This window comes from Haloferax sp. AB510 (assembly GCF_024136985.1).
Classification (GTDB): domain Archaea; phylum Halobacteriota; class Halobacteria; order Halobacteriales; family Haloferacaceae; genus Haloferax.
Map to the genome: position 1 here is coordinate 44,380 of NZ_JAMYJY010000006.1, position 20,921 is coordinate 65,300.

17 protein-coding genes and 1 pseudogene are annotated in these 20,921 nt (G+C 64.4%); 16 read left to right on the plus strand and 2 right to left on the minus strand.

Features of this window, described 5'->3' with window-relative positions; genetic code table 11:
* Positions 1-8: 8 nt before the first annotated feature.
* The 6 genes and pseudogenes from NKF06_RS02225 to NKF06_RS02250 all read left to right on the plus strand — a co-directional run bounded on the left by NKF06_RS02225 (position 9) and on the right by NKF06_RS02250 (position 5,466).
* A pseudogene (locus NKF06_RS02225) lies at positions 9-946 on the plus strand (sugar ABC transporter permease).
* Positions 943-1,788, plus strand: coding sequence for a carbohydrate ABC transporter permease (locus NKF06_RS02230; protein WP_008605944.1), 846 nt, complete (start codon positions 943-945; stop codon positions 1,786-1,788). Before NKF06_RS02225 ends, NKF06_RS02230 begins: the two are co-directional and overlap by 4 nt.
* Before the next feature lie 44 nt (positions 1,789-1,832).
* Complete coding sequence (locus tag NKF06_RS02235) at positions 1,833-2,981, plus strand: hypothetical protein (protein ID WP_004062033.1); 1,149 nt, start codon at positions 1,833-1,835, stop codon at positions 2,979-2,981.
* Between the two features lie 41 nt (positions 2,982-3,022).
* Positions 3,023-4,189, plus strand: a complete 1,167-nt coding sequence (locus NKF06_RS02240) for a mandelate racemase/muconate lactonizing enzyme family protein (protein WP_042664080.1) — start codon at positions 3,023-3,025, stop codon at positions 4,187-4,189.
* Between the two features lie 51 nt (positions 4,190-4,240).
* Positions 4,241-5,080 (plus strand): SDR family NAD(P)-dependent oxidoreductase, encoded by an 840-nt coding sequence (locus NKF06_RS02245; protein ID WP_253244386.1) that lies wholly within the window; start codon positions 4,241-4,243, stop codon positions 5,078-5,080.
* Positions 5,081-5,091: 11 nt separating this feature from the next.
* The gene (locus NKF06_RS02250; RefSeq protein WP_253244387.1) at positions 5,092-5,466 is read left to right on the plus strand and encodes a RidA family protein; all 375 of its coding nucleotides are present in this window, start codon (positions 5,092-5,094) and stop codon (positions 5,464-5,466) included.
* 201 nt (positions 5,467-5,667) lie between these two features.
* On the opposite strand, the gene eda is transcribed toward NKF06_RS02250, so the two are convergent.
* The gene (gene eda, locus NKF06_RS02255) at positions 5,668-6,315 is read right to left on the minus strand and encodes a bifunctional 4-hydroxy-2-oxoglutarate aldolase/2-dehydro-3-deoxy-phosphogluconate aldolase (protein WP_253244388.1); all 648 of its coding nucleotides are present in this window, start codon (positions 6,313-6,315) and stop codon (positions 5,668-5,670) included.
* A 137-nt stretch (positions 6,316-6,452) separates the two neighbouring features.
* Here eda and kdgK1 point away from each other — a divergent pair, with 137 nt between their 5' ends.
* The 8 genes from kdgK1 (at position 6,453) to NKF06_RS02295 (ending at position 17,623) form a co-directional block, all read left to right on the plus strand.
* On the plus strand, positions 6,453-7,409 hold the full coding sequence (gene kdgK1, locus NKF06_RS02260; RefSeq protein WP_253244389.1) for a bifunctional 2-dehydro-3-deoxygluconokinase/2-dehydro-3-deoxygalactonokinase: 957 nt from the start codon (positions 6,453-6,455) through the stop codon (positions 7,407-7,409).
* A 1,151-nt stretch (positions 7,410-8,560) separates the two neighbouring features.
* Positions 8,561-11,728 carry a right-handed parallel beta-helix repeat-containing protein gene (locus tag NKF06_RS02265; RefSeq protein ID WP_253244390.1) on the plus strand — a complete coding sequence of 1,056 codons (3,168 nt, stop codon included), beginning with the start codon at positions 8,561-8,563 and terminating at the stop codon, positions 11,726-11,728.
* Between the two features lie 559 nt (positions 11,729-12,287).
* The gene (locus NKF06_RS02270; RefSeq protein WP_253244391.1) at positions 12,288-12,728 is read left to right on the plus strand and encodes a hypothetical protein; all 441 of its coding nucleotides are present in this window, start codon (positions 12,288-12,290) and stop codon (positions 12,726-12,728) included.
* 96 nt (positions 12,729-12,824) lie between these two features.
* Entirely contained in the window at positions 12,825-13,799 is a 975-nt protein-coding gene (locus NKF06_RS02275) for a deoxyhypusine synthase (protein WP_253244392.1), read from the plus strand.
* 161 nt (positions 13,800-13,960) lie between these two features.
* The gene (locus tag NKF06_RS02280; protein ID WP_253244393.1) at positions 13,961-15,064 is read left to right on the plus strand and encodes an extracellular solute-binding protein; all 1,104 of its coding nucleotides are present in this window, start codon (positions 13,961-13,963) and stop codon (positions 15,062-15,064) included.
* Positions 15,065-15,066: 2 nt separating this feature from the next.
* On the plus strand, positions 15,067-16,005 hold the full coding sequence (locus NKF06_RS02285) for an ABC transporter permease subunit (protein ID WP_253244394.1): 939 nt from the start codon (positions 15,067-15,069) through the stop codon (positions 16,003-16,005).
* Positions 16,002-16,883, plus strand: a complete 882-nt coding sequence (locus NKF06_RS02290; protein ID WP_253244395.1) for an ABC transporter permease subunit — start codon at positions 16,002-16,004, stop codon at positions 16,881-16,883. Before NKF06_RS02285 ends, NKF06_RS02290 begins: the two co-directional genes overlap by 4 nt.
* On the plus strand, positions 16,883-17,623 hold the full coding sequence (locus NKF06_RS02295; RefSeq protein ID WP_253244396.1) for an ABC transporter ATP-binding protein: 741 nt from the start codon (positions 16,883-16,885) through the stop codon (positions 17,621-17,623). The genes NKF06_RS02290 and NKF06_RS02295 overlap by 1 nt, the downstream gene beginning before the upstream one ends.
* On the opposite strand, the gene NKF06_RS02300 is transcribed toward NKF06_RS02295, so the two are convergent.
* Positions 17,545-18,840 (minus strand): DUF6498-containing protein, encoded by a 1,296-nt coding sequence (locus NKF06_RS02300; protein WP_256477180.1) that lies wholly within the window; start codon positions 18,838-18,840, stop codon positions 17,545-17,547. The two genes, NKF06_RS02295 and NKF06_RS02300, sit on opposite strands and share 79 nt — an antisense overlap.
* A 122-nt stretch (positions 18,841-18,962) precedes the next feature.
* On the opposite strand from NKF06_RS02300, the gene NKF06_RS02305 reads away from it, so the two are divergent.
* Positions 18,963-19,310 (plus strand): hypothetical protein, encoded by a 348-nt coding sequence (locus NKF06_RS02305; RefSeq protein WP_253244398.1) that lies wholly within the window; start codon positions 18,963-18,965, stop codon positions 19,308-19,310.
* Between the two features lie 73 nt (positions 19,311-19,383).
* Positions 19,384-20,811 carry a DUF6498-containing protein gene (locus NKF06_RS02310; protein ID WP_253244399.1) on the plus strand — a complete coding sequence of 476 codons (1,428 nt, stop codon included), beginning with the start codon at positions 19,384-19,386 and terminating at the stop codon, positions 20,809-20,811.
* The last annotated feature ends 110 nt before the right edge of the window (positions 20,812-20,921 follow it).

Genomic DNA, 20,921 nt, shown 5'->3' on the forward strand with positions numbered 1-20,921 from the left:
GCAACGATATGAGCCTCGCTGAAGAACGTACCCAGACAGGCGACGATTCGCGACTGGCACAGTCCGCCGCGCACGTCAAGCGGAACCGCCGCGCGTACCTCTTGATAGCGCCCGCTGCGGTGTTTCTCGTCGCCGTCGTCGGTACCCGATACTGGAGACGTTCCGCCTGTCGCTGTACCGCTCTCCCGCCGATTCGACTATCGAGACGTTCGTCGGGTTGCAACACTACGTCGACATCCTGAACAGCGACATCTTCTACCGTCTCCTCTGGCAAACGGGACGGTGGGTCGCGGTCGGCGTCGCCGGAAAGACGTTACTCGGTCTGCTCATCGCAGTTCACCTCAAGGGCGACATTCGGGGTCGGAAGTTCTTCCGAACGGCGTTTCTCATCCCGTGGGGAATTCCGTACGCCATCTCCGCGGTCGTCTTCCGGTGGATAGAACACCCACAGTTCGGCTATCTCAACGCCATTCTGCTCAAACTCGGTGTGATTGAGCAGGGTATCGGGATTCTCGGGAACCCAGACATCGCGTGGTTGGGCGTCGTCGTGGCGGATATCTGGATCGGTACGCCGTTCATGGCGATCATCTTCCTCGCGGGTTTGCAGTCGATTCCGCAGGACCTCTACGAGGCCGCGGCCATCGACGGGGCCGAGCGGTGGCACCAGTTCCGATACATCACGCTCCCACAGCTCAAGAGCGTCATCCTGATGGCGACGCTCCTCTCGACGATTTGGACCTTCGTCAGTTTCGACGTCATCTGGACGATGACGGGCGGCGGTCCGATTAGCACGACCGCGACGCTGGTGATACACATCTACCAGGTCGGCCTGCAGAACGGGAATCTCGGGCTCGGCGCCGCCTACAGCGTCATCGGGTTCCTGCTGTTGCTCCTGTTCGCTATCGTCTATCTCAGGGTCTACACCCGCGGAGGTGAGGAGCTGTGACGATGGCAGGCCACGACGAGGGCGGACTGCGCCGAGTCAGAGTCTACGGCATGCTCATCGCGCTACTCGGGATAATGATGTTCCCGTTCTACGCGATGTTCTCCAGTACGTTCAAACCGGAGTCGGAGATATTCTCCGCACCGGCGACGCTCGTGCCGTCCCAGCCGTCGCTCGGGGCGTACGTGGACGTCTGGACGCAGACCGACGTGCTCCTCTGGATTGCCAACAGTTTCGTCATCTCGCTCGGAACCGTCGTGTTGACGCTTCTGCTCGCGATTCCCGCCGCGTACTCCTGCGCGCGGAACGACTTCGTGGGCAAGCGGACGTTCCTGCTCGCCGTCCTCGTCGTCCAGATGTTCGCCCCCGTGGTGCTCATCGTGGGGCTGTTCGACGTCATCAGCCGACTCGGACTGTTCAACACGTACCTGGCCGTTATCGTCCCCGCAGCGGCGTTCACCCTCCCGTTCAACATCTGGATGCTCTACGGCTACTTCAAGACCGTTCCCGTCGAACTGGAGGAATCCGCCCGCATCGACGGTGCCAGCCAGCTACAGGTGCTCACGAAGATTGTTCTTCCGCTGACCAAACCCGCGCTCGTCGCCAGCATCACCTACACGTTCCTGTACGCGTGGAACCGACTACTGTTCGTGCTGACGTTCCTCACGGACAGCGGGAAGTACAACATCCCGCGCGGCGTCTTCTCGATGGTCGGCGCGCTCCAGACCGACTGGCGGATGATGCTCACCGTCTCGGTCATCGGTATCATCCCACTTCTCGTCCTGTTTGCGTTCCTCGAACAGTACATCGTGGCGGGAATGACCGCCGGCGCGGTCAAGGAGTAACGACCCTCCTGTATATTTATTATCGACCCGCGTGACGACCCGCTATGGAGTTCGCTATCTGGGCGTACCCGTGGGACGTGTTCGATGCGGGACCACGAGAGACGGGCGCTCGCATCGCCGAACTGGGCGTCGACGAGGTGACCCTCGCGACGAACTACCACGCCGTACAAGCGTTCGCGCCGCACAACCCGAAGCGGCGGACCTTCTTCGCACGCGCGAGCTCATACTTCCGCCCTGGCGGCGGCTACGGCCGCCTCGAACCGGTGCCGTACGAGGGGATGACCGGAGACTGGGTCGCTGAAATCGCCGACGGCCTCGAGAACGTCCGGTTGAACTCGTGGACGGTCGGCTGCCACAACTCGCGGCTCGGGATGCGCCATCGAGACGTGACGCTGACCTCCGCGCACGGCGACGACCTCGTCTTCGGCCTCTGCCCGTCGAACCCCGACGTGCAGGAGTACCTCACCGGGCTCGTCCGCGACCTGACCGACTCGGCGCACTTCGACCGAATCGAACTCGAGACCTTCGACTACTTCTACGGGACGGGGTTCGGTTGGCACCACCAGAAGATTCACGCTCGGCTGGGAACCCTCGGTGAGTTCCTCTTCGGACTGTGCTTCTGCGACCACTGTCGGGCGACCGCGTCGGACGCGGGCGCCGACGTCGAATCAGCTCGGGAGACCGTCGCACAGACGCTCGACGAAATCGTCGATGGAACCGTTCCGCACGGCCTCTCGCCCGAGCTATGGCTCCGCGAGCACGACGCGGTCGCCGACTACGTCGACGTACGCGAAGAAACGCTGGCGACGCTCTACGCGGACCTGTCCGCGGCGAGCGAGTCGACGCCGCTTGGATACTACGTCGGCGCGCCCGAACCCGGTCGCGAGTGGATGGTCGGAGCCGACCTCGACCGGCTATCCGAGCACGTCGACTACTTCTGTCTGCCGGCGTACGAGTCCACATGTGAGGCGGTGATGGACGCCTATCGAAGCGTCGATGCGGTGACCGGCGACGTACCGTTACACGTCGGCCTCCTTCCGGGCCACCCGGCGATACACGACGGCGACACGCTCGTCGACATCGTCGACTCACTCCGTGCCGCTGACGTACCGCGGGTCTCGTTCTACAACTACGGACTACTGCCCGAGCGGTCGTTGTCGTGGATTCGGGAGGCCACGAACGGGAGTCTGTAACAAACGATACTTTCATACTGCCGCCCCCTCCAAGCGTTGGTATGGAGATAACCGACGTGACAGCGGTTACTGTTGATGTTCCGCTAACGAGTACCGACGAACCGCTCGGAATCGCCCCGTACACCACGAATCACGGCGAGCTCGAATCGATGGAGCGCGTGCTCGTCCGCGTCGACACCGACGAGGGTATCGAAGGCTGGGGCGAGATGCGCGTGTTCCTCTCGCCGACGGCGACCGAATCGCTCATCGAAGACGGTATCGGGCCGATGGTCATCGGCCAGTCGCCGTTCGAAATCGAACGCCTCCGCCGACAGGTGTTCGTCGAGTACACGAACGTCGATATGTTCTTTTCCGCCGTCGAAACGGCCTGTTGGGACATCGTAGGAAAAGCGCTCGACCGCCCCGTGTACGAACTGCTCGGCGGCTGGACCGCGCCGACCCAGAGCACGCTCCAGCACAGGTCCCACGTGGCCGACGGCACCCGCAGCCCCGGTCCAGTCCCGGTCGCGTTCTGCCTCGGAATCCTGTCACCCGAGGAGTCTCGCGTGAAAGCCCGAGAGGCACTAGACGCGGGGTTCGACGTGCTCAAGACGAAAGCGGGGAGGGACTGGCGACAAGACGTTGCGCGGATCAAGGCGATGCACGACGAGACGGACGGACAGCTGGAGTTCCGCCTCGACCCGAACCAAGGCTGGACGCTCGACCAGGCAGTTCGCGTCGGCGCGATGCTCGAAGACGAGGGTATCTACCTGCAGTACCTCGAACAGCCGATTCGGGTGGACTCCCACGTGTCGCTCGCACGGTTGCGACAGCGCCTTCGGCAGCCCATCGCTCCGAATGAGGACACCTACGTGCCACACAACATCTCTTCGCTCGTCGAGGCCGGCGCGATGGACGTGGGCGTCATCGACCTCACCCCGGCCGGCGGCATCAGCGGGATCCGGCAACAGGCGGCGATACTCGAAGACGCCGGCGTACCGTTTACCCACCACTGTGCGTTCGACCTCGGGATTCGAACGGCGGCGATTCTCCACGCCGTAAGCGGGATTCCCGGCTTTTCGCTTCCCCCGGACTCGACGTACTACGCGTGGGAAGGCGACGTCATCGCGGAGCCGTTCGAAGTCGAAGACGGCTGTCTCCCCGCACCGCGCGGACCCGGCCTCGGAATCTCGGTCGACCTCGACGCCGTCGAAGCGTACCGAATATAGTGCAACACCATAGCAAGGTTGAATAGCTCCGACCACATCGGTGCGCACGCTATGGTTGAGTTATCACTACGAGACCGTCCGGCAATCGTAACCGGTGCCTCTCGGGGTATCGGTCGCGAAATCGCGGCGCGGTTCGCGGAGGCGGGCGGAGACGTCGCCATCTGCTCGCGCTCGTTGGACGACGTGAGACCGGTCGCTGAGGAACTCACCGCCGCACACGACGGCCGGGTCGTTCCGGTCGAGTGCGACGTGACCGACCGCGACGAGGTTCGAAGCCTCGTCGATACCGCGCTCGATGAGTTCGGCGAGGTCAAGGTGCTGGTGAACAACGCGGGCGGCTCGGACGAGTCCGCGAACGTGACCCACCGCTGCGACGAGGAGACGTTCGAACGGATGGTCGACCTGAACCTCAAGAGCCAGTTCCTCCTGAGCAAGGAGGTCCTCCCGGCCATGGTCGCCGCCGGGGGAGGCTCGATGGTCCATATGGGCTCGGTCAACGGGCTCTTCGGCATCGGTCTGTCCGGCTACTCGGAGGCGAAAAGCGGTCTCCTCGCGATGTCGCGAAACATCGCGGCCCACTACGGCCAACACGGTGTTCGCTCGAACGTTATCTCCGCAGGGACGATAGAAACCGCGAGCAGGCGCGAAGAGATGGAGAACACAGAGGGCCGGAGTGATTCGAACGCGCGCGAAGGCTGGCTCGACCAGTACCCGCTCGGTCGCTTCGGGACGCCGCGTGAGGTCGCGGACACCTCGCTGTTCCTCGCATCGGAGCTGTCCAGTTTCATCACCGGCGAGAACGTCGTCCTCGACGGCGGCCTCACGACGAGTCTCTCGACGTCGTTCATCAATGAAGTGTACGACGCGGACGAAGTACCATCACGACGGTAACCACATCAACGATGAAAGAACTAACCACAGCGGACGCACCGGACAGCATCGGACCGTACTCGCAGGGCATCATCTCGGGCGACAAACTCTACGTCTCTGGACAGGGCCCCGTCGACCCCGAAACGGGCAAGGTCGTCGATGGAACGCCGGCGGAACAGACGCGGCGAACCCTCGAGAACGTCGAGGCGATTCTGGAGGCCGGCGGGTCGTCGCTTGCGGACGTGGTGAAAGCCACCGTCTTCCTCAAGGACATGCGCTACTACGACGAGGTGAACGAGGTTTACGGCGAGTACATGTCGGCACCGTATCCGGCACGGAGCGCCGTCGAGGTCGTGAAACTCCCCGTCGACATCGACGTGGAAATCGAGGTCGTCGCCGAGCGGTGACGCGCCGAGTCAACGATTCCGAGAGCACGTCCCGACCGTAGGTGAGAGCGGAAGCCGACGGCGCAACACCGCGTCGGGAGTGACGACGCTACCTTCCCCGTGGTCCCGAAGCAGTGTGGACCGTCGGGTTCCGCTTTCGCTTCGTGCAGTTCAGAACGCGCGACACCTCGGTTGTCGCGGCCGTCGGAGCCGAACGAACTCCTACTCCGACCGTGCGGCCTCGACAGCCTCTCTGAACGCGCGGGCGTTCGCTTCAATAACGTCGAACTCGCCGCGAGCGATGGCCTCGGTGTCGACAATAGAACTCCCGACGCCGACGGCCGTTGCGCCCGCGTCGAAGAACCCGTCCACGTTGTCCAGTCCAACCCCGCCGGTCGGAACGGTCGGAATGTGGCCGAGCGGGCCACCGAGCGCCGAGACGAACCCCGGACCGAGCGTGCCCGCGGGGAACACTTTCACCATGTCGGCGCCGGCTTCGAAGGCGTTCACGGCTTCGGTCGGCGTGGAGATGCCGACGAGCGAGGGTGCACCGTAGCGGTTCGCTGTTTCGACGACGCCCTCGTCGAACGACGGCGTGACGATGAACTCCGCGCCGGCGAGGGTCGTCGCCCGCGCCGTCTCCGCGTCGAGGACGGTCCCCGCGCCGACGGTGACCTCGTCGGCCGCGAACGACTCAGACACGTCTCGAATCATATCGAGGACGCCTTCGGTGTTCGCGGTTATCTCGACCGTCGAAACCCCGCCGCGGCGGAGCGCGTCAACCGTCTCGATCGCCGTCTCGGGGTCGGTCCCGCGGATGATTGCGACGATACCCGACTCTGCGATTCGCTGGGCGGTGGAAGCGACCATATCCGTAGCAGGATGACCCACGGCTTAACCTTCGGGGTCCACGACTGCCGGGTGCAAACTTCGTCCAGAGCGGAGTCCTTATGACGCGACTCCGCGACGTTCGAGTATGCCAAACCCGCCCCGACGGAGTGGATACTGTGACGCCTGAACTGGTGACCTTCGGCGAGACGATGGTTCGCCTATCACCTCCGAGAGGAGGCCGCTTAGAGACGAGTGACACGCTGCGGTTCAGCACCGCCGGGGCGGAGTCGAACGTCGCAATCGCGGCCAGCAGGCTCGGAGCCAACGCCGCGTGGCTGTCGAAACTCCCCGACTCGGCGCTCGGCCGCCGGGTCGCGACCGACGTGCGTCGACACGGAGTCGAACCCGCGGTCGCCTGGAGCGACGACCACCGACAAGGAACGTACTACCTCGAACATGGCGGCGAGCCGCGTGGCACGTCGGTCATCTACGACCGGGCGGACGCCGCGGTGACGACCGCGACGCCCGACGAACTCCCGACGCGCCTCCTCGAAGACGCGGCCTACTACTACACGAGCGGCATCACGCCCGCACTGTCCGACCAGTTGGAATCGACGACGCGTTCGCTTCTCGACGCCGCGCGGAGCGCGGGGGCGACCACCGCATTCGACCTGAACTATCGGTCGAAGCTGTGGAGTCCTGAAGCGGCACGCGAGACGCTCGAACCGCTCTTCCCGCTCGTCGACGTATTCGTCGTTGCGGCGCGCGACGCCCGAACCGTCCTCGGACGCGACGGCGACGCGGCCGCGATTGCGGCGTCGCTCGAAGCGGAGTTCGGCTTCGAGACAGTGCTCGTCACGCGCGGCGACGAGGGCGCACTCGCCCGCGCCGACGGCGAGACGTACGAGCAAGGTGCGTTCGAAACCGAGACAATCGACCCGATAGGTACGGGCGACGCCTTCGTCGGCGGCTATCTCGCCTCACGGATTCGCGGTGAACCCGTCCCTGACGCACTCGAAACGGGTGCTGCGACGGCGGCCCTCAAGCGAACGCTGGATGGTGACGTAGCCGTCATCACTCCCGCCGAGGTCGAGCGCGTGTGCGAGCAGTCCGGCGGTGGAATCAGCCGGTAACCACGGTTCACCGACTCAGCGGCCGATACGAGAGATACGAGGGTGGCTGTTTCACATGCCCGGTTTGTCGTGGTTGACCGCGATCACGACTCGCCTGAGGCGACGCCGAGGCAGGTCGCACTTGAGGGAGCCACTCCGAAAACTGATGGCAAATAGCTTCGATTTCACATTGTGATGGACGCAAGATAATACTGATTTCTGACATAGTTTTATCTATTTATTTACAATATCGGACGGCGTTCGTTTGTTGAGTGATTGATGCGGTCGTTGGACGTTCTCGTGTCATGTAGTCTTGCATATTAATTGAGAAAGTACCACGGCTACTCACCCACGAGTTGTGGACGCGGCCGACTCGGATTTTGCGGATCTGAAACCACGGTTCGGTGAGGTTTCGCTTGGCGTAGTCGAGCCGACTGCTCGATTCAAATCTAGAGACTGATGTCTAATAGACGCAGAGATCACCGAGAGTACAGGACCTGAGATGTCGTGATTCTCCGAGCGGCGATGATGAAACACAGCCGTTAGGTCGGCACCATGTCGGCTGAAAAAAATTCGTCGGCGAGCATCTTATTTCTCATAATATATTGTAATATATCTACAAAACTATCAGTGGTTAATCCCGATATTGGTCTCCTCGACTGCAGCGCAATTCGACGTTTCTCAGGCAAATTCAGACAGTTATCTTATATATCTCTGTTATCGACAGACAACTTAATGAGAGCGTTCAACGCCGTGCAATCGAGGGCCCCTGAACACAATGTTTATTCAGACCTTACTTGTTGTCAGTCATCATGAAACACACCTCAACAGTCTTGGATCCGAACCTCGACGACGGCCAGTATCGGAACCCAGTCATCTACGCGGACTACTCCGGCCCCGACGTCGTTCGCGTGGGTGATGAGTTAATATGACAGACATTTCATTGACGCTCTTGTGAGACACTGCATAGTTAGTGACCTCCTCAACTGGTCGTCCATCGAGCGCTTGATTCGGTCGCTAGAAGTTGTAGTATTGTGCGAACTGTATGCGTCTCTCCGTGTGAACGGAAGTCGTGACGGCCGACGGCTGATCTCCGCCGATTTCAGAGCCGAGTACCACTTCATTTATATCTCGTGGAAATCACATATATCCTATATCTACGCTGACGCATAATGTTCTTGACTTCCTCATCTCTCGGTTGGACTCGGCGAATACTGGTCGTACTCGTCGTCGTGTCGCTTTTCGTCCCACTCGCCAGTCCGGCGGCGGCCGCCCAAAGCGAGGCGAACACCACGTTCGTGGAATCGGACATCGCCGCGGACACGACGTGGACGCCGGAAGACGGCCCCTACCGAATCATCCAGAGCGTCCACGTCGACTCCGGGACGACGCTGACGATACGCCCCGGGACCGACGTTCAACTCGCCGAGGGAATCACGCTCTCCGTGGACGGCTCACTCGTCGTCGACGGCACGGTGGCCCAGCCGGTGACGATTTCCCGGAGTGAGGGGGCCGCCGCCGACCGCCGGTGGGCGAGCATCCGCTACAACGGGACGAGCGACTCTCGGCTCGTCGTACGCAACACGACCCTGCAGGGCGGGACAAGCGGCGTCACCGTAGCCCGTGCGGACGGGTCGATAACGATTACCGACTCGACGTTCCGTGACTTCTCGAACGCCGGGCTGTCGGTCGACGACACCGCGGAGACGCCGCCGATTACCATCGAGCGGTCGACGTTCCGCCGCATCGACGGGCACGCGGTTCGGGCGACACCACTGACGGGGGCGGCCGGCGAGACCTCGATTACGGCGTCACCCGCAGAGCGCGAGGAGCGGTCGAACCACACGCTGTCGCTCGACGCCGGCGTCGGCGTGACCTTCGACACGATAGAACTCCGATACGCCGACGCCGGCTCCGTCGACGACGTCGACGCGGAGAGCATCGACCGCATCGGTCTCGACAGCAACCGAAACGGGACGATAGAGCGGTCGTTCGACTCGTTCGTCGCGGACGTCTCGGCGCGGGACGGTCGCGTGCGAATCTCGCTGTCGAGGCCGGTCAGCATCCCGAGCGACGGCCGACTCCTCGTGGAGTACGGGGACGTGATCAACCCGGAGACGCGCGGTTTCTATCCCGTTGCGGTCGACCTCCGAAAGGGGACAGTCTCACAGCTCTCGGACGGTGTTCGGGGCTCGCTCGCCGTCGGAAACGTCACGTCGCCGGTCGACGACCGCGCCGCGTCCACGACGCGCGTGCGGCAGCTCACCGTTCGCGAGTCGACGTTCCGCGATATCAACGGGAGCGGCGTCTTCGTCGCCGCTGACGGCGTCGGCCGGCTCTGGTTGTTGAACAACGAGATTTCGGCGACCGCGGGCAGCGGAATCGCGGTTCGCGCGGCCCGAAGCGACACGACGCTGCTGCACAACCACATCACCGCCGGTGACGCCGGTATCCAACTCGACGCTCGCGACGAGACGACGGCGACCGTGGCCGGAAACGAGATTCGAGGCTCCCGGACCGGCATCCGTATCCGCCAGTCGGGGACGCAACTCCCCCGACCGGGTGCGGTCTCCATCCGTGACAACACGCTCGCGGACAACGTCGGCCACGGCGTCGACCTCACCGCTCGCAGTCTCGAACTGAATCTGCACCTCACCGACAACGCGATTCGCGGTAACGGCGGGGACGCTGTCCACGTCAACAACTGGCTGACGCGGGGGAGCGACGTTCGTGGGAACCGCTTCGTCGAGAACGGCGGCGACGGTTTCGCCCTCGATGGGACCGTCGTGTCGGGTCTCACACTGGCGGACAACACCGTCCGGGACAACGAAGGAGCGGGACTGGAGATCCAGACGGGAGCGGCGGCGCGCGGGGTCGACGTCCTGAATAACACCGTCCACGATAACGGGGGTCACGCCGTTTCGGTCCGCTCGAACCTGATTATTCACCGGACGAACGTCAGCGAGAACCGACTGGCGAACAACGCCGGTGCGGGGCTGCTCGTCGCCAGCCCGATAACGCATCGCGGCGAGCTTTCGGTCGCCAACAACACTATCGCCGCCAACTCCTACGGCGTCGTCGTCCGCGGGGTCGTCGAGACCGACGTTCGGGACAACGACATCGTGTTCAACACGAACGCCTTTGCGGACCCGGTTCTCGTTTTGAGGGTGACGCCGGGAACGGGGGTGTACGTCGCGGAGGGTGCGTCCGGTGCGATCATCAACCAGGCCGAGTCGACGGTTCCGCTGGAAGAACTCGTCGCAAATCCCGAGTTGACACAGCGGCTCACGGTCGCTCGGCTCTGGGACGACACGGTCGTCGTCCTCCGGACGGACGGCGAAAGCGAGACGCGGAGCGCGGAAGCCAGCGCCCTGACGATTCGTCGCGTGAGCGGCGCGCTCCCGACGGGTATCGGGGTCCAAACGGCCGGCGAGGGAACCAGGACCCACCACGTCGTCAACAACAGTATCTACGGCCAAGAGCGCGGTCTGATGGTCGATATCGAGCCGCTGGTCAGCGCGAACGCGACCGCCCGAATCGTGGTGGACCCGATTCGCACCGTCGACGCCGAGTCCAACTACTGGGGCGCTGCCAGCGGTCCGTATCACTCGTCGATTCTCCCGTCCGGAGAGGGGAACCCCGTCGTCACCGAGCGCGGCTGGGTCGATTTCACGCCGTTCCGAACCGCGGCACCCGGCGGGTTGTATGCCCGTCCGACCGCCCGAATCGACGCCCCGGCGACGGCGAGCGCCGCGAGCCAACTCCGACTCTCCGGGGCCGGCTCGACGGGCGACATCTCGCCAGTCGGTCGCTATCACTTCTTCGTGAACGGGACCGAGCGGGTGCAGTCGACCCCCGAACTCAGCGTCACGATGAGCGAACAGCCTCTCGACATCGGGTTAGCCGTCGAGAGTCGACTGGGAATCGACAGCGACACTGTCACGACGACGATTGGTGTTGCGCCACCAGAGGCGACTCCGACGGTGACGACAGCGGCCTCCCCGAACACGGCGGGGGCGACGGCCACGGCTCAGTCGCCGACGAACGATTCGACCGACGACGGGTTCCTCGGCGGACTGGCCTCGGTGTGGGGCCTTCTCGGAGGCGGGCTCTACGTGGGTGCGCTGGGTCTCGGCGGCTACGGGATGGCGCTGACCCTTCAGCGTCGGTCGCCCCCGGTGAGCGGCCTTCGAATACAACTGTTGGCGGGAGCGGCCGTCCTCGTCTGGCTCATCGGCGGACTCGTCGGTACCGCCTCGCTGGTCGGTGTCGGTCTCGCCGCGGGTGTCGCGTGGGCCGGACTCACTGGGGTCGCATATATCTTGGCGACGCGAGGGTGAACGCGCCCCCTGACGACCGTCGCAGATAGCGTCCCGCCACGCGACGAAGTATCGTGGCGTTCGGCCCCGCGGCCGAGGACGTGTCGTGGTTCTATCGCGTGTCCCACCCCGTCAGTACAAAACCGTAGAATCACGGATAATACAAATGAGTGAAATATGGAGTATTAATGAGTGAGGAAACAATTATCCTGTTATAAACATCTCGAATCCAAATTCATTCCACTTATTTATGAAAGAATGACCACCTAACACCATGAAACTGTATTCTAAAATAACCCAAATTATCTAAACTATATCAGGCTCGCAAAGATGCCCGTTTGTAGAACTACTGTCGTCCGTATGGACGGTTACACAGGGGGCGTCTCGCGGTCGGTACTCACGAACCGCCGGCCGCCTGTGTCGGGTCTGGCTCCCCGACCGACCCTCGTGAACTCTGACGCCAGACCAATCAGAATCCGTACTGTTTTACTGTCTAAATAGTGATTTTCGAATCCAGGTGCGACTGTCGCTTCGCTGTCGCCGACAGCGTCTTTGACCGCCGGTCCAACGTCGATTCGAAATGGCTCTCGCCGCCGACCGACTCCGTCGATTCAAGACGCCGCTCCGGTACGCGATGGGCACGCTCTACGTCCTCGCCGGCGTGATGCACTTCGTCGTGCCCGACGCGTACGTGCAGGTCGTCCCGCCCGTCTTCCCGGCGGCGCTCGCCCTCGTCTACGTCTCGGGCGTCGCCGAAATCGCCCTCGGCGTCGGCGTCGTCTTCCGCCGCACCCAGCGCGTCGCCGCGTGGGGACTCATCGCGTTGCTGGTCGCGGTCTTTCCCGCGAACGTCTACATGGCGACGAGCGATATCGTCCTCGAAGGCGTCCCGGCGACACTTCGAGACCCCTCGGACGCCGCGCTGTGGCTTCGCCTGCCGCTTCAAGGCGTGCTTATCGCGTGGGCGTGGTGGTACACCCGCCCGGAGTCCGACGGCGTCGACTCGTCCCCGAGCCGGTGACCGTCTCCGAGTGGGTCGGTGCCTAGCCCCACGCCGTCCGGCTGTTTTCGGAACCGAACGGAACTGATTCAAGCGCGCCGGTACGAGCCGTAGCCGATGACCGAAGACGACACGCACGACCACGTCGTCCCCGGAAGCGACGAGGCCATCGATTCGGCCGACGTTCGGGGCTACGACTTCGACGGCGCCTTCGACTTCGACGAGTTCCTCGACGCGTACGCGACGACCGGCTTTCAGGCGACGCAGCTCGCCGAAGCCATCGACATCGCAGAGCAGATGCAGGAGGCGGACGCGACCGTCTACCTGACGTTCACCTCGAACATCATCTCGTCGGGCCTGCGCGAGGCCGTCGCCTACCTCGTCCGCGAAGGTTTCGTCGACGTGCTCATCACGACGTCCGGTTCGCTAACCGAGGACGTCATCAAGACTGCCAAGCCGTTCAAGATGGGCTCGTGGGACGCCGACGAAGGCGAACTCCGCGAGCGCGGCATCAACCGCCTCGGCAACATCTACGTCCCCTCCGACCGGTACGTCTGGCTCGAAGAGTACCTCTACGACTTCTTCGAGGACTTCTTCGCGGAGGAGAAGGTACGGACGCCGACGGCGTTCGCCCGCGAACTGGGCGAGACGCTCGACGACGAACACTCGGTGTTGAAGCAGGCGGCAGACAACGACGTGCCGGTCTACTGCCCGGCGCTCACCGACGCCGAAGTGGGCAACTTCCTCTACTACTACCGGCAAGGCTACGACAAGGACGTCGGCATCGAGATTCTCGACGACTACGACTCGCTCATCCAGAACGGCCTCCTCGCAGACGAGACCGGTCTCATCGCCGTCGGCGGGGGCGTCCCCAAGCACCACGCCATCATGACGAACCTCTTCCGCGGCGGCGCGGACTACGTCGTCTACATCTCGACGGGGATGGAGGGCGACGGCTCGCTGTCGGGCGCGCCCCCGAACGAAGCCGTGTCGTGGGGGAAAATCAAAGACCACGACACGAACTACACGCAGGTCGAAGCCGAGGCAACGCTCGTCTTCCCGCTCCTCGTCGCGGGCGCGTTCAAGAACTAGCGCGCCGCCGCGTCCTATTGTTCCCTTCGTAGCGCTATGTGGGTGTTCAAACCGTGGAAACTGCTACGTTAGGCTCATAGCAATCCCCTTTAGGAACCGGTCGTGTTGCCCGAGTGATGGTATCAACCAGGCGAAGTTTCATCGGGGGTTCTGCCGCGGCGGTGGCGGGTCTCGCCGGCTGTCTGACGACGAGCAGTTCCGAGAGTGACGCCGGTTCGACGGGCTCCGGTGGCGACGACGCGGAGACGTACGAGGTCGGCTATCAGGACTTCCAGACGAACATCGAGGCCACCGCGTTCCCCGATATGCTGTACTTCTACTGTGTGCAGTCCGGGTGGATGAACTGGCCGTCACTGATGCAGTCGTTCGAGGACGCCTACGGTGTGGCCGTCCACGACGACGACCGCTCGTCGGGCGAGGCGCTCCAGCACATGCGCTCGCACTCAAACAACATGACCCACTCCGGATACAACGGCGGCTACACCTACGGCATCGTCGCCCGGAACGAGGGCTTCACGCAGGCGTACAAGCCGCAGGGATGGGACAAGGTTCCTGACTCGCTCAAGACCGACGACGGCCACGTTACGGCGACCCGCCGGGTGACGACGGCCGTGACCTACCGGAAGGACATCTACGAGGAACGCGGACTCGACGAGCCGACCACGTGGGAGGACCTGCTCCAGCCCGAAATCATGCAGGACCTCGCGCTCCAGACCCCGCAGGCGGCGGTCGGACTCGCGGCGGCGTTATCGGTCAACAACGCCCGCGGCGGCAGCATGGACGACCTCCAGCCCGTCATCGACTACTACGAGCGGATTCAGGAGGGCGGCGCGGAGTTCACCGACAACTTCCTCGCGCAGTTCTCCCGCGGCGAGTACGCGACGTTCGTCCGGTACGACTACTCCGGGCTCGACCTCAAGTACAACAACGACGAAGTCGCGGAGGAGAACGTCGGAATCGCGCTTTTGGGTGGCGAAGACGGGAACAAGGGCGCGCTCAACATGCCGTACGGCTACGCGCTCTTGGAGGGCGCGCCGAACCCGGCGGCGGGCAAACTGTTCATGGACTACGTCCTCTCGCTGGAGGGCCAACAGCAGTTCCTCGACGCCTACGTCAGGCCGATTCGTTCCTCGGAGCTGGAGCTTCCCGACGAGTTCATCGACCCGGCCGAGTACGACCGGACGGAGTTCCAAGTCGACTACGGTCAGTTGGTCGAAAAACAGGAGGACATCATCCGAGAGATAACGCGCGGCGCGAACATCTGAGGATGTCCGACCGACACGCCAAGAACAGTCCGCACTCGACGCTCCGGGGGCTCGCGACGCGAGTCGTCGGCGCGTTCGAGACCGTCGCGAACCCCGTCACCGAACGAGAGCGCGAGTACCGCCGCATCGTCGCGCTGTGCGCGCCGTTTGCCGTGCTGTTGCTCGTCGCGGGGCTGTATCCGCTCTCCGAAGTCGTTCGCATCAGCGTCTCGACAGCCCAGTACCGGTCGGTCGGGTTCTCGCTCGACGCCTACGCGACGCTGTTCGGCGACCCCTACTACCGACAGGTGGCGTTCGACTCTCTGTGGCTGACCACCGGGACGACGCTCGTCTCGGTCGGACTCGCCGTCCCCATCGCGCACGCTCTCGAGAAATACGACCTGCCCGGCGAGAACCTCCTCGTCACGCTCGTCTCGTTTCCCATCAGTCTCCCCGGCATCGTCGCCGCGTTCATGATTCTGGTGCTGTTCGGGAACAACGGCGTCGTCACGGCGCTCGCGGCCGCCCTGACAGGGTCTCGACCCACCGACCTCGCGTTCGCGGTCAGCGTCCCGGGACTGTTCGTCGCCTTCGTGTACTCGATGGTGCCGCGCGCGACGCTCATCCTCCGCGGGACGTACGCCGAGGTCGACTCGGCCGCCGAGGAGGCAGCCCAGACGCTCGGCGCGACGCCGTTCGAGACGTTCCGGCACGTCACGCTCCCGCAGATTCGACCGGGTATCACCGGCGCGCTGATTCTCACGTTCCGGACGGGGCTGGCGATTTTCGGGACGCTCGTCGTCATCCAGACGCTCGTCGTCTGGACGCTCCAACTCTCGCGGGAACTCGGCGTCGGCTACGACGTGCAGGTCGCCGGCTCGATGGCGACCGTCTACTTCGCGTTCACGTTCCTGTTCACCGTCCTCGGACTTCGGTACACCAGCGCGGAGGTCGGCATATGAGGCCGTCCCTCTCGCGTCGGTTCGGGCGGTCGACCGTGACGCTGGCCCTGTTCGCGACGGTCGCGTTCCTCATCGCGCCCATCGTCCTCACCGTCGTCGCATCGTTCGCCACGAGTTGGACCGGCGTCCTCCCCTCCGGGTTCGTCACCTTCGAGAACTGGCGAGCGGTGCTGGGGCTCGCGGACACGATTGGCTCACAGCGCAGCATGGGATGGAGCCCCCTGTTCAGGCTCCCGCTCGGCGGCGAGACGCTGACGGTGTTGGTCCCGGCGGAGTTGGCGTTCAGCATCGGGCTGGCGCTCGGTGGCGTCCTCATCAACCTCGTCGTCGGCGTCCCCATCGCGTACGCGGTCGCTCGCTACGAGTTCCCGGGGAAAGAGTGGGTCAACGCCGTTTCGGTGCTCCCGCTCGTGCCGGGCGTCATCTTGGGCGTCGCGTTCCTCCGGGCGTATCCGGACCTCTCGGCGACGAGCTTCGGGCTCATCGTCGGCTACTCGCTCCTGAAAGCGCCGTTCATGGTGATGGCAGTCCAAAGCGAGTTCGAGTCGATGCCGCTCCAACAACTGGAGGAATCGGCTCGCTCGCTGGGCGCGTCGTGGCCGCGGACGTTCCTGACGGTCATCGTGCCGAACGCCCGCTCGGGCATCGTCTCGGGAGCCATCATCTGTTGGGCGCTCGCGGCCGCGGAGTTCAACTTCTCGTACATCGTCTGGGCGAAAGGAACCCAGCCGCTCGCGCTCTTCTTGCAGCGACACATCTCGAACAGCTCGTTCACCAAGGCGGCGGCCGCCGTGTCGATGTTCTTTTTCATCATCGTCGCGGTCACCCTCCTCCTACAGCGGGTCGGTCGCCGTGGATTCGACATCAGAGGTAGCTAATGGCAGACGTGACACTAGATGCGGTCCGAAAGGACTACGACGACACGACGGCGCTGGACGGCGTTTCGCTCACCGTCTCGGATGGCGAGATTCTGGGCGTGCTCGGTCCCTCGGGGTGCGGGAAGACGACGACGCTGCGAGCCGTCGCCGGCTTCGAGACGCCGACCGACGGCACGGTCAGGTTCGACGGCGAGGACGTGACGAACGTCCCCCCGGAGAACCGCAACGTCGGGTTAGTGTTCCAAGAGTACGCCCTGTTCGACAACATGACCGTCGCAGAAAACGTCGCGTTCGGACTGAAGATGCGAGGCGTCGGAAAGCACGAGCGACGGGCGCGGGCCCGAGAGTTGCTCGAAATGCTCGATATCGGCGAGATGGGAGACCGCGACCCGACGACCCTCTCGGGCGGCCAGCAACAGCGCGTTGGACTGGCGCGCGCGCTCGCTATCGAGCCGAACGTCCTCCTGTTGGACGAGCCGATGACGGGACTCGACGCCCAACTGAAGGCGCGCCTCCGGACCGAAATCGGCGCGCTCCTCGCCGAGTTGGACGTTACTGGCCTCTACGTCACCCACGACCAGGAGGAGGCGATGGTGATGTGCGACCGCGTCGCGGTGCTGAACGAGGGTCGCGTCGAACAGGTCGGCACGCCCCGCGAAATCTACGAATCGCCGGCGAACGAGTTCGTCTCGGAGTTCGTCGCGCTTGACGCGCCCGACCTCCCGTTCGTCAGCTGGTGATTCGACCGCAGCGGCGCGATTTCGACGGTGTCCGACGGGAGGTGCGGAAGGCGATAGACCCGGTCATCGCGTTCGAGTCGGAGCGTCTCGGTTCCGAACAGGCGGTCGGTGGCGGTCTGAGTGCGCTCTAGGTCACCCCGCGACTCGGGGGCGAGTCGCCACTGCGGCCCGAACAGTCGGTCGTAGCCGACGACTCGCCCGGCACTTCCGTCCTCGTCCTCGACGCGGTACTCCATCGCCAGATACCGGAACGACCAGTCGAAGACGCCCAGCGCGGTGAACCCTCCAGCGACGACCACGGCTCCCCCGAGCAGTTCGACCGCGACGCCGGAGGTCGTCGCGGTACTGAGTAGGCCAATCAGCGTCAGCCCCGCGCCCACGACGACTGCGAGTGGAGACCGAAGCCCGCGGACGACCCCGCCAGCGACGACCGCCGACGGCCTCGGGCGGATGATTTCGGACCCGTCCCGCGAACTCTCGATTCGCTCCCACTCGGGAGTGTCGGGAGCGAATCCGAGTTCGACCGACGTGCGCTCGTCGAACGCCTCCAGTCGGTCGCGGTAGACGTCGACGATGTCGGCAAGCAGTTTCACCACGAGGACGAACGCAAGCACGAACGGCGGCGGGGCACCCGCGATGACGAACCCCCCGCCGATGAGGAGCGCCGAGCCGGTTCCGGCCATAGACGTGAGCGCCGACCGAAGCGGCTGCTGCGGTGGGACCGAGGCGTAGGTTCCGCCGAGCAAGTACCGACCCACGTCGACGACTCGACCGAAGATGACGGCGAGCACACCCAAGCCGACAGAGAGCGATTCGGCGACGGTCATCCCCGTGCCCGTGGTCTCCCCAACACCACCGACACCGATTGCACCGAAGAGGGCCCAGCCCACGCTGCCGACGGCGAGGGTCATCAGGATGGCGGGGAGGTTCGCGACCTGAATCGACAGCGGCAGGACAGGGAGATTGATGCGCCCGCGCTTTTCGGCCAGGGCACCGAACACGAGCCACGAGAAGCCGTTCGCCTCGTAGACTGGCTTACCCTCCGCGAACAGCGCCTTCACCGCGGCACCGACGAGGCACGCGCCGAGTTCGACCCAGTAGACCGCCAACAGCGCCACGAGCGACCAGTCGAGCGCGAGCACGCCGACGAGCGGGACGGCGTTGACCGCCATCAACACCGCCACCTTCGCTCGTCGTCTCTCGCTGGGTGTGAGCATTGTTGATAGAGAGACGTTTCGCTCGGGACAGTTAGGTAGTCTGACTCGCGTCGGGCGGTCGGAACCGCGCTTCCGCGACTGGAAACCAAGCGTTGATACTGTCAGCGAACTATCCAGAACGCGTGCGTTCCTCGCTTCGATATCTCGTCTCGCTCGTCGTCGGTCTCGTCGTCGCCGGTGTGACCGTCTCGGTCGCCAACACGCCGGGGTTCCTTCCCGTGGCAATCGCTCCACTGTACGCGGCGACCACCGCGCTCGTCCTCCGCCACCGCGACGGGTGGAAGCGACTCTTTCGGTTCGGTGACCAACGCTGGAGCGACCGAAAGCGGGGGGCGCTCGGGGGCGGCATCGGCGCGCTCAGTTTCTCGCTGTTGTTCAACGTCTCGATTCCGGCCGGCATCACCGGAATCGGACTGATGTTCTTCGGCCAGGCGCTCGCGGTCGCCGACTACGAGTCGCTCCCCGAGTAGTGGCGCGCCGTCGAGGCGATTCGAGATCGATTTCCATCAGCTATATGACTGGATGTGTGAAACGACGCACTCGATGGCTCCTCCACGGTACGGCGACGTTCCGACTTCGTCTCTCCCCGTCGGCATCGGATTCCTCCCGGTGCTCTCGGCGAATCTCCTCCCGCTCGCCGGCGTGCTGTGGTTCGGCTGGGACCCAGAAACCCTCCTCGCGGTCTACGTCCTCGAACTGCTGTTGCTGTTCCCGCTCTCGGGTGTGAAAGCGCTGTTCGCCGGCCGGCCGCCGACCTCGTCCCGCGAGGGCGGCGTCTTCAGCCTGTCCGACAACGACCTCGTCGACAAGCGCGGAAGCGTCACCGTTCACGAGCGTCTGCCGCCGGTGTATCCGCGGAACGTCCCCTTCGCGACCGCCGTCGTCAGCGGCGGCGCGTGGGTCGGCGTCTTCCTCCTCGCACCGCTCTCGGAGGTCGTCTCGGTGCTCGACGTGCTCGCCCGCCCGGAGGCGGTCGTCAGCGTCGCCGCGCTCGTCGTCGGGCAAGCCGGCGAGACCGCCGCCACGTTCCTCCGGCGCGACCGATACGCGGAGCGCTCGCCGTACGCTCTCGTCGAAATCCCCGCCCGGCAGGCGATGTTCCTCGCGTGTCTCCTGTTCGTCGTCATCCTCGGCGGCGCGACGGTCGCGCTCACGGGGTTCGTGTTCGTGAAACTGCTCTTCGAGTGGTCCGGCTTCCGCGCAGAGCAGGGCGGCGGCCGGCTCACCAGTTGGCTCTCCGGCCCCGACAGCGACGCGACCCGCGACGAGGTCGCCGTTCCCGACGGCCACCCATCGGTCACGATCGACGCGGACCGTCGCGCGGTGGTCGCGGCCGCGGTCTGGCGCGCAGTCACCACGACGGGACCGTTCTACGTCACCATGGCCGCGATGGTCTGGATCGGCGGAACCGCGTTCGTCGTCGAGGGGACACCTTCGCTCGCGGTCTGGGTCGGGTTCGGTCTCTTCGGGCTCTGTCTCCTCGCGTTCATGCTCGTTGGCGATATCGTCGAGAGTGTGCTCGCGAGCGGGTGGCTGACCTACCGACGTTTCGGCGACCGGCTCGTCGTTCACGACCGCCTGACGAACGAGCCGCAGTGGGCGGCGGCGATCGGCGACCTCCGCGACGCCGAAATCGTGGCGACTCGACCGACCGACCGCTATCTTGGGACGCGAACCATCGCGGCGACGGTCGGCTGGGGCGACGACGAGACAGAGCGAACGCTCGGGCCTGTCGCGGACGCCGAGGCGTTCGTCGACGCGTTCGGCCTCCCGGTGGAGTCGACCGGACTCCCGCCGCTCGACCGCCGGTTCGTCGGGGCGGCCGTGGCCTCGGTCGTCCTTACGGCGGCTGGCGTCGTCGCCGTGGTGGCCACCCCACTCGGCCCGTCCACGAGTTGGCTGCTCGCGTTATTCCTGTTTCCGGCGTTCGCCATCGTCCCCAAGGGGTTCTGGAAGCTCGCGCACTCGTGAGGTGAGACGGTCAGAACGGTTTGTGACGAACGAAAACGTGAGCAGAAGAAGGCGCGTGAGGAAACGGGTAGTGCCACAACCCCGGCCGGCCGCGACGACCCGCGGACGGA